Here is an 8,859-nt window from a genome sequence, read left to right on the forward strand (position 1 = left end):
CCCCGCCCGTCGTCTCACCAACCCGATTACACGCTGCTGGGACCAACCCCATTACGGCTATGCAGGGATAGACGACGGACGAGGCACCGACCAAAAGCTTGACTCAAAACCACTTACGCTGATGAGCGTGCATCGCAACCGGGCCGAGTATTGGTTGGTCGCAGACATCCGGTTGCCGCTACGGTGCTTTGCCGTGCCCGATGCGATCTTTGCCCACCCGCGCCTCGCCGCTGTCTACGACGCGTTCGATGGCGAACGCACGGACCTCGACGCGTATCTCCGCATCGCCGACGAGTTCGACGCCCGTCACGTGCTCGACGTCGGCTGCGGTACAGGATCCCTGGCCATACTGCTGGCGGGAAGCGGACGACAGGTCACCGGCGTTGATCCCGCCGGAGCCTCCCTCGACGTAGCGATGTCCAAGCCCGGCGCCGCATCGGTCACGTGGCTCCACGGCGACGCTACGACGCTTCCCGCGCTGTCAGCTGACATCGCGATGATGACCGGCAACGTGGCTCAAGAGTTCCTCGACGACGATGACTGGAGCGCGACGCTGCACGGCATTCGTGGCGCGCTGCGCGACGGCGGCCATCTCGTGTTCGAGACAAGGCGCCCGGAACGCCGCGCCTGGGAGGAGTGGGCCGTTGAGACCGGCCCCGTCATCCGGAACATCCCTGGCGTCGACGAGGTCGAGCAGCGCAGGGAAGTCACCAGGGTGGCGCCGCCCTATGTTTCCTTCCGGTACACGTACAGGTTCGCCTCAGACGGCCTGGAGGTGTGGTCCGACTCCACGCTCCGGTTCCGCAGCCAAGCAGAGGTTGAAGAGACCCTGGCCAGCAATGGTTTCACCACCCTCGACGTTCGAGACGCGCCAGACCGTCCTGGGCGGGAGTACGTCTTCGTGGCGAAACGAACGCACTGACCACCAACGCCGAACGATGGGTTGCGCTGTCACCGTCGGAAGAGTCGTACGTCCCGCGCCGTCGGCTGGCCGCGCGACTCGCGGCACGTTAGTGAAACTGATCTTGATCGCCGAGTTCGTCTCACCGATGCATTTCCCCACCTCCCGATATTGCAACGGATTCATTTTCCAGTGCCTTCTAACGGACCCGGCTCAGGTCTATTTTCGACTCAAACCCCCGCGAACTCGTCGGCGCCGTGACGATCGAGCCGGTGTCATGACCGCGGGGACACGGCAGGGGCGCGGTCGGCATACTGGCCGCCGTGGATGATGAGTGGCGGCTCGGTGAGACCGGGTTTGGGGAAGGTTGGTCGCACGAGCTGGTCTTCGCCGAGGAGGTCGCCTGGGAGCGCGAGGACCTGGTGGCCGGGATGGTGGAGTTCCTCCAGACGTTGCCGGGCGTGACCGCGGTGGAGCACGTCGACCGGGAGGCCGTTGTGATCGCGGCTGCGGCCGTGCCGACCGGGCGACTGTCCACTGCGGTGCGCCGCCGGTGGGAGAAGGTCAAGAAGCAGCGGCCGCCGTGGATGGCTGCGATGGACCGGGCCGCCCGGACGGTGGAGGGGCTCACCGGTTTCCAGCGGGACGGCTGGCAGCTGACCCGCATCGTCGACGGCGAGCTGAGCCACGTCATCACCCTCGAGCACTGGTTCGGCCGGGAACCGGACGAGCATTGGAGCACGGTCGCGGCGTACGTCCGGCTGGAGCTGCCGGACGTCCACCACCACAACGTTCTGCGATACAGCGGTGACCTCGGCGAGGCTGTACTGCTCGGCGAGGTGGTCACCGGCCGGCTGCGGCCCGCGCTCGACCCGTTGACGTCGGTGGACGCGCTGCTGGAGCGGTGGCAGAACCAGGAGTCGATCGAGGAAGCCGGGCGGTACCGGCTTCCGGAGGTCCGGCTGCACGCCCGCGTCCTGGTATCGCGTGGCCGGCTCGCCGAGGCCCGCGACCTGTACCAGATCGTCTTCGAGCGGACCCAGCCGCGGCACCGTCCGTACCTGCTGCAAAGTCTCGACGAGCTCGGCGTGCCGGCGCTGACCACGGCGAGCGACCCGCGGCTCAGCGTCGCCGAGGAGGCGACGCTGACCGCGTGGCACACCAGCACGTTGCCGCTCACCGACCGGCTACACGGTCTGACCGGTCTGCGCCTGGACGGGGCGCGGGAGTCACTCGTCGAGCTCTGGGCGTGGCTGCGGGATGCGCGGGATCGTCTGCAGGGGGAGTTCGCTGAGGCGGCGCCGACGCTCGCGATGTCGTACTACGGCGTGCTCGCCGGCGGCACCGACGCTGCCCGGGCGCCGCTCGATCCGTGGTACCGGGTCACAGTGGAGCTTGTCACCACGTACGTCGGTGAGGTGGTGATCGCCCAGGCGCCGGGGACGGTGTGGGGTATCGGCGAGAGCGGCGAACTGGCGTTGATCCGCCGTGGCGGTACCGGACTGCTGTGGCGGGTGCTGGCCATCGTCCATGACGCGTTCGGCGCGCCGATCGATGAGTTCGACCCGCACCGGCTGCGCCGCCTCGCCGACGACATGCTCCGGTGGGTGGACGCGGACCCGGGGAACCAGGTCTGGATCACCCGCACCGGTGCCTAGAAGGGCGGAGCTCCGGCCACGGCAGGGTGCCTACGCTCCGTCACCGGCTGGAGGGTGCTGAACGTGTGGATCGCGGAAGCGTGCACCTGATCTCGGTGGGCAAGGCTCGTGCGATGATCAGCTATGCTGCGGCACCGTGGGACATATCCTCGCCCGGCTGGCCGGCTACGGAATGATGCTGACACCGCACTGGCCGTACATGTTCGAGCGACACCAGGCCGGCTCGGACGCCGTACGGGTCACAGGCGCGCTCTTGGCGCACTCGACACAGACTCGCGAAGCTGCGGAGGTTATCGCAGCGAGTTTCGATCGCTGTCAGTAGAGGCCCTGGGCATCCGCTCTTCGGCACGAGCGCGCGACCTGCGGCAGATGCGTGCGTTCGCCGTGCAGGAAGTCGCGCAGCGCGGGCGCCAGCTCAGGGAAGGTCGGGATCTCGATGCTCGGCCACGAAACGCTCGCCCGTTTCCTCGTCGACCAGCGAGTTGTCGACCAGCCATCCAACCGCCCGCCGCTTTGCGCGCACGTCGCGGAAGGCGTACCACGCCGGCAGCAGGTGCGGATACTCCTCGTGCAACTCGTTTTTGAACCGGCGGAAGGCACCCTTGCCCTGGATCGCTCGGGCGAGTCTGCGGCCGGCAGCCGCGTCACTGATCCTCTCGGCGAAGTCGGCCATGTCCTGGTACCAGACGTAGGACGGCAGCGGGTCGATGCCCACCAGGTCGAGGTCGTCAAAGTCAACGGGCGTGTGTCCATCGATGCCGCCGTCCGTCGTCCAGAACACGATCTCGCCGGTCTGCGGGTTGATCAGCCATCGGTGCTCGTAGTCGGTCTGGTCCTCGAGCGCGGTGGCGATCTCCTCCAGGTCTAGCCTGCTCAGGTCAAGCATCCGGCCACCATAAACCCGCTTCTGTCCGCGCTACGACCAACGACAGCGCGACCAGCGGCAGAAGCGGGCATCAGATCAGGGCCCGGCGAGCCAACACCGCTACGGCGGCGCGACACCTCGAAAGTCGGCCGGGCCACCCGGCAGCGGCCCATCGTGACCGTCCGCCTGCGCCTGGCGGTCACGTTGTGGCCGGGGCCAGGCAACCAGGCCGCGCGGTGGCCGCGGTCCCGGCCATCGAACGCAGCGACATCACGATGGCCTCGCCCGAGATCGGGCAGTCGCAGCCGAGCTGGCAGGGTGTGCGCGTCTAGTGACCGGCGAAGGGCATACGAGTACGGGCCTATATGTTGGCGCGATGCTCGTGGGACTCGATGAGATCGACTGGTCGGCTTACAAGGGGGCCTACGGCCCGGCCACGGAGGCGCCGGACATCCTGCGGGCGATGGCCGACCCGGATCCGGAGGCCGCCGACGAGGGCCGGGACGGTTTCTACTCGTCGATCTGGCATCAGGGCAGCGTTTACCCGGTGACCGTGGTGGCCGTGCCGTTCCTGGTCGAGCTGGCGACCACACCCGGCGTGCACGAGCGGGAACAACTCCTCGTCACCCTCGGCATGCTCACCGACCCGGAACAGAGCAACGGCCCCGACCTGCCGGCGGTCCGGCAGGCGATCGCCGTTCGCAGCGGCGCCCTGGTGCCGCAGCTCGCCGATCTGGACCCGGAGGTCCGCGCGGGCGCCGCCTACGCGCTGAGCCGCTGCGCGCCGCACACCCTGGAGGCGCTGCGCGCGCGGTGGGCCGTCGAGTCCGACCCCACGGTCCGGGCCGCGCTGCTGCTGGCCATAGCGCACCACGAGGGTGCCGCGTGCGCCGACCTGCTGCGCACGGCGGCCACCGGAGAGGCAGCCCCGGTCCCGGCGGCGGCCGCGCTCGCGTACGCGCAAGCCGGGCTCGCGCTGCCGCCGGAGACCGTGGCGCCGATGGCGGCGGGCTTGGCCGCCACCGAAGAGTGGCGCACCCCCCGGGCCGAGGGAGGCGCGCTGGACGAGACGCTGGAGCGGCTCGACGCCGAGTCCGCCGATGCGCTCGCGGCGGCCTTAATGGACGGCGGGACTGCTCCCGTCGGGCGGGTCGGCCTGGCGGGAGCACTGCTCCGCCGGTTCCGGGCGAATCGGTCCGCGCCGGCGGCGCTGATGCCCCGGCTGCGCGCGCTGCTGACCGACCCGGACGAGAAGGTGGTCACGGCGGCGGTGAATGCGGCCGTACACGCCGGCGCAGCCGCGTCGGCGGTCGCCGACGAATTGGCCCGCATCGCCGCCGGTGGCCTCGCGGCCGTCCCGGAACCAACGGACGACGTGGTGTCCCGCTACGCCACCGGCGGCCTGGCGGTGTACCCGAAACCCGCGAGCATTGCCCTCACAGTCCTGGTCCGGCTCGGTGACCGGCGCTGGCGGGAGCCCACGCTCGCCGCGTGGGCGGCCGGCTGCTGGACCCCCGCCGACCCGCTGCTCGACGACTACGTGCCGGAGTTCGATCCGATCGCCCTGGACGGGGTGCGCCGGCGGATCACCGCGCTGCTCGACGCACGCGTCCCAGGAAACCCGATCATCGAGGCGGTGATGTCGCTCGTGGGCTGGGGTCCGGACGCGGCCCCGGCGGTTCCCGAACTCATCGCCGCGCTGCCGACCGCCCCGGCCCCCGCTTCGCTGGCGCTGGCCGCGATCGGGCCGGCCGCACGCGACGCCGTGCCGGCCCTGCGCCGGGCCGGCGGCACTCGCGCAGGGCAGGCCGTCTGGCGGCTCACCGGCGATCCCGAGCCGCTGGTGACGGCCGCGGCCGAGATGCTGGAGCAGGCGCCGCTGCACAGCCTGGGCTATGAGCTGAACCTCGTCGCGGACACCGGTCCGGCGGCCGCGCCCCTGCTGCCGCGACTGCGCCCGGCGCTGACCGGGACGGCCGAACGGACCATCCCGGCCCGCTTGGCGCAGATGGCCGCAGCCCTGGTGGTGTGGCGGGCCACCGAGGACGCAGCCGCGGTGCTGCCGACCGTCGAGGCCATGCTGCGCGCCGGAGACGCATCGGCCCGGCAGGCCGCCCGCCTGGCCGCCGACCTGGCACCCGCCGCCGACCAGTTGCGGCCACTGCTGCACGAGGCGCTGGACAACAAGCGGACCCGGGTCGATGCCGCCCGGGCGCTGTGGCGGCACGGCGTGGACCCGGCCGAGCTGGTTCATCCGCTGCTGACCGCCGCCGCTGACCCGTACGGCGGCTCGGAGGCGGTGGCGCTGCTGGTGGAGATGGGCGCGACCACGGCCGTGCCCGGGCTCACCGAGCTGGCCGAGCGCGCCGAGCGGGTGGTCCTCTTCGGCACCTGGAACGAGACCGTCTGGGAGGACGACAAGCTGCGCCAGGAGCTTCGGGTGGCGGTGACCGCGCTGAACTGATCAACTCTGCGCCTGAGCGGAGCAGCTGCCGAATACACCGCTTACCCCGGCCGTACTCGACCCGTGAGGACTGCCCGCCGGGATTCCGGATCTAGTGCTTCCGTGCACTCACATCGGCAGATGAGGATGCCAACCGCTTCAGCCGGGCGCTGATCTTGCCGACGACACCTCGCACGATGGCTCGGCGCATAAGGAAGACTGACGGGCATGGCTGACTTGGGCGATGCGAAGGCTGCGCTGCACCACTACCTCCAGGCGACTCGCGAAGACCTGATTTGGAAGCTCGACGGGCTGAGCGAACGCGAAGCCAGACTGCCGCGCACCGCGACCGGCAACAACCTGCTGGGAGTCCTTAAGCATTGCCTCAATGTCGAAGCCGGCTACTTCGGGCCTACCTTTGGGCGCGAATTCCCGACGCCTGAGGAACTGGTCCCCATGCAGGCGTTCGAGGAGGACCCGCAGGCAGACTGGTACGCGCGGGAGGAGGAGACGAAGGATGGGCTGATCGACCTGTATCGACGTGTCGGGGTGTTCGCGGATCAGACGATCGAACAGCTACCGCTCAACGCGCCGGGGCGGGTGTCGTGGTGGCGGCCAGGCGGACAGGCCGTGACACTGCAAAGGATCATCGTCCACGTGACCTGCGACCTCGCTCGTCACGCCGGTCACGCCGACATCATGCGCGAGCAGCACGACACGGCGATCGGCCTGCGGCGGGAGAACACCAACATCCCTCACGACTATGACTGGCCGGCGTACGTCACCAAGCTGACGAAGCTGGCTGACCGCTTCGGATAGCCGCCCGGTCCCCGTCGGTACAGTCGGCGAGTTCAGCATCCGCTCTTCGGCACGACCCGACGGCCTCGGCGCCGCGGTCGCTTACCCAAGGTGACACCCGGTCGGCGGCAGATGAGGATGTTGGCCCGGGACGGGCAGCAGAGCAAGCCTCCGTGCAGCATCTAGTTAGGCGACCGGATCGCGTCCCACGCGGTTATGTCGCACTGACCGCTGATGGCGTCTGCATCCCAGGTGTATTCAATCTCGGGCAACTCGAACCCTGCGGGGAAGCGCACCATGTCGGGCCGCTGTGGCGTGCCCGCCAGCCTTGGTGTAGAAGGCTATCGCGCGGGTGTTGTCGCGTAGCACTTCCAGATACAAGGGTTGGCCAGGGTGGGTGGTAGCCGCCAGGTAAAGGCGTGCCGTAGCAAGTAGCGTCCGATACCGCCGCCGATGCGTGCCGGGTCGACGTGCAGGTTGTCGAGCAGGATCCGTCCGTCGGGGCCGGGGATGAGGTAGGCGAAGCCGAGTAGGTCGATGCCGTGCTCGGCTATCAGCAGGTGGCCGCCATCCGTGTCTCCGTCGCGCTGATTCGCGGCCGCCAGCCGGCTCATCCACATGTCTACCTGCTGGTCCCGCAGCGGGCCGTCCAAGTAGCTGGCCGGCATCAGTCCGGCATACGCTGCCTGCCAACTGTCGGTGTGCAGGCTTGCGACACGTAAGGTGTCCTGTGCGGTTCCGGTCCTGACCTCCATGATCTTTACGCTCTCATGCAGTTGCACCCGAGGCCACCATGCCGCCCAGGTGAGCGTCCGCACATCGGCACGTCCGAACGCCGACGATCGGCGCCCGACCTCACCTTCGGTGACGAGCGCAATGCGGCATGAGCGAACGTTCGGAAGGGGTTGGGTCTTAGATCTCGACCTCGGGCAGCGGGAGCACCTCAGTGTCCCGTCAGACGGCTCCGGGTGATCGGTCGGCGGTAGGCTGCGACGTGGAGTCCTGCACGAGCTTCATCGACACGAGTTCGGTGAAGCCGGCGCGTCGCGCGAAGCGCACTTTCCGACGCTTGTACACCGTGAAGCCGAGCTTGGCGTAGAGGCCGAGGGCGGGTGCGTTGGTGTCCTTGATGTCCTCGAGCACGTACTCGCGATACCCGGGCGGCAACTCCAGCAGGTGACGCAGCAACGCGGTCGCGACGCCGCGACCCTGATAAGCCGGCTCGGTGGCGACGAACCCGATCTCGGCGAGCCCGGGCCGGGCGTCGTCGGAGGGGCGCATGAACCATCTCCGGATCACCACGTAGCCGAGCAGCCCGCGCGCCAGCCCGAGATGACGCCGGATCTCCCGCCAGCGCGGCGCGAACAGCGTCTGGTCGCTCTCGGTGAGCGAGGCGAGGCCGGCGGGCTCCCCGTCCACGAGCGCGATGTAGAACCGTTCGAGCAGCAGCATGTGCTCGAACGCGTCGGCCAACTTCCCGGTGTCGCGCGAGAACGCGACGAAGTCCGCTGCGAAGCTGCGCACGTAGACCTCGGTGATGCGGCGCCGGTATCCCTCGCCGAGTTCGTCTCCCCACTCGACCACGACCATCGTCTCGACCATCCCCGTCCACTCCACGTGTCACGCACCCGTACGGGTTCGACCATATCCACCGGCACGCACGCTGAAGCGCGCCCGAGGTTTGATATCGCGACCAATCTGGGCGGACAGACGCACGCTCATCGGCACGTCCGGACGCCGGCGACCGGCGCCCGACCTCACCCTCGGTGACGAGCGCTTCGCGGCAGTTGAGTACGCCCGGCGGTGGCGCTCTTCGGCCAACCGGGAAACCCGTGGCCCGAGGTTTACTTGACCCTCGACCCGGTCGAGGGCTCACTCTGCATGGGTGACGTCCGGAGAACGCGACAAGCGAACAGACCCGCTCTTGATTAGCCTGGAATTGCTGCAGCCGATACTGCGGGCCGGCTGGGGAGCGGATACCTGCGACCCGCATGATATGCAGGACTGGCATCCTGACAACGCAGCCCGTGGTCAATGCGGAGCGACCGCACTGATCATTCAGGACCTGCTCGGCGGAGAACTGATCCTCGGTGAAGTCTTCGCCAGAGACGCCAAGGTCGGCTACCACTATTGGAATCGGTTACCCGACGGCCGCGACGTCGACCTCACCGCTGATCAGTTCTACCTGCAGGAA

Annotated in this window: 8 protein-coding genes; 5 read left to right on the forward strand and 3 right to left on the reverse strand. The window is 68.9% G+C overall.

What is annotated here, in order from left to right; translation table 11 throughout:
- Both ACWD5O_RS36510 and ACWD5O_RS36515 read left to right on the forward strand, forming a co-directional pair.
- Nucleotides 1-922: class I SAM-dependent methyltransferase (locus ACWD5O_RS36510; RefSeq protein WP_450088105.1), on the forward strand; the 922-nt coding region annotated here is incomplete at its 5' end.
- 302 nt (nt 923-1,224) lie between these two features.
- Nucleotides 1,225-2,559 (forward strand): hypothetical protein, encoded by a 1,335-nt coding sequence (locus tag ACWD5O_RS36515; RefSeq protein WP_450088106.1) that lies wholly within the window; start codon nt 1,225-1,227, stop codon nt 2,557-2,559.
- 415 nt (nt 2,560-2,974) lie between these two features.
- On the opposite strand, the gene ACWD5O_RS36520 is transcribed toward ACWD5O_RS36515, so the two are convergent.
- Nucleotides 2,975-3,445 carry a UPF0158 family protein gene (locus ACWD5O_RS36520; RefSeq protein WP_450088107.1) on the reverse strand — a complete coding sequence of 157 codons (471 nt, stop codon included), beginning with the start codon at nt 3,443-3,445 and terminating at the stop codon, nt 2,975-2,977.
- 355 nt (nt 3,446-3,800) lie between these two features.
- Here ACWD5O_RS36520 and ACWD5O_RS36525 point away from each other — a divergent pair, with 355 nt between their 5' ends.
- Nucleotides 3,801-5,888 carry a hypothetical protein gene (locus ACWD5O_RS36525; RefSeq protein WP_450088108.1) on the forward strand — a complete coding sequence of 696 codons (2,088 nt, stop codon included), beginning with the start codon at nt 3,801-3,803 and terminating at the stop codon, nt 5,886-5,888.
- Between the two features lie 207 nt (nt 5,889-6,095).
- The gene (locus tag ACWD5O_RS36530) at nt 6,096-6,686 is read left to right on the forward strand and encodes a DinB family protein (protein WP_449941576.1); all 591 of its coding nucleotides are present in this window, start codon (nt 6,096-6,098) and stop codon (nt 6,684-6,686) included.
- Between the two features lie 320 nt (nt 6,687-7,006).
- Here the strand turns inward: ACWD5O_RS36530 and ACWD5O_RS36535 are convergent, their stop codons facing one another.
- Nucleotides 7,007-7,447, reverse strand: a complete 441-nt coding sequence (locus ACWD5O_RS36535; RefSeq protein ID WP_450088109.1) for an N-acetyltransferase family protein — start codon at nt 7,445-7,447, stop codon at nt 7,007-7,009.
- 172 nt (nt 7,448-7,619) lie between these two features.
- Nucleotides 7,620-8,282 carry a GNAT family N-acetyltransferase gene (locus ACWD5O_RS36540; protein ID WP_450088110.1) on the reverse strand — a complete coding sequence of 221 codons (663 nt, stop codon included), beginning with the start codon at nt 8,280-8,282 and terminating at the stop codon, nt 7,620-7,622.
- A gap of 268 nt (nt 8,283-8,550) precedes the next feature.
- On the opposite strand from ACWD5O_RS36540, the gene ACWD5O_RS36545 reads away from it, so the two are divergent.
- Nucleotides 8,551-8,859: YunG family protein (locus ACWD5O_RS36545; protein ID WP_450088111.1), on the forward strand; the 309-nt coding region annotated here is incomplete at its 3' end.

The organism is Micromonospora sp. NPDC005161 (assembly GCF_053599855.1).

Coding starts and splice junctions, on each gene's coding strand:
- ACWD5O_RS36520 (WP_450088107.1), bottom strand. CDS start 3,445: ATGCTTGACCTGAGCAGGCTAGACCTGGAGGAGATCGCCACCGCGCTC.
- ACWD5O_RS36525 (WP_450088108.1), top strand. CDS start 3,801: ATGCTCGTGGGACTCGATGAGATCGACTGGTCGGCTTACAAGGGGGCC.
- ACWD5O_RS36530 (WP_449941576.1), top strand. CDS start 6,096: ATGGCTGACTTGGGCGATGCGAAGGCTGCGCTGCACCACTACCTCCAG.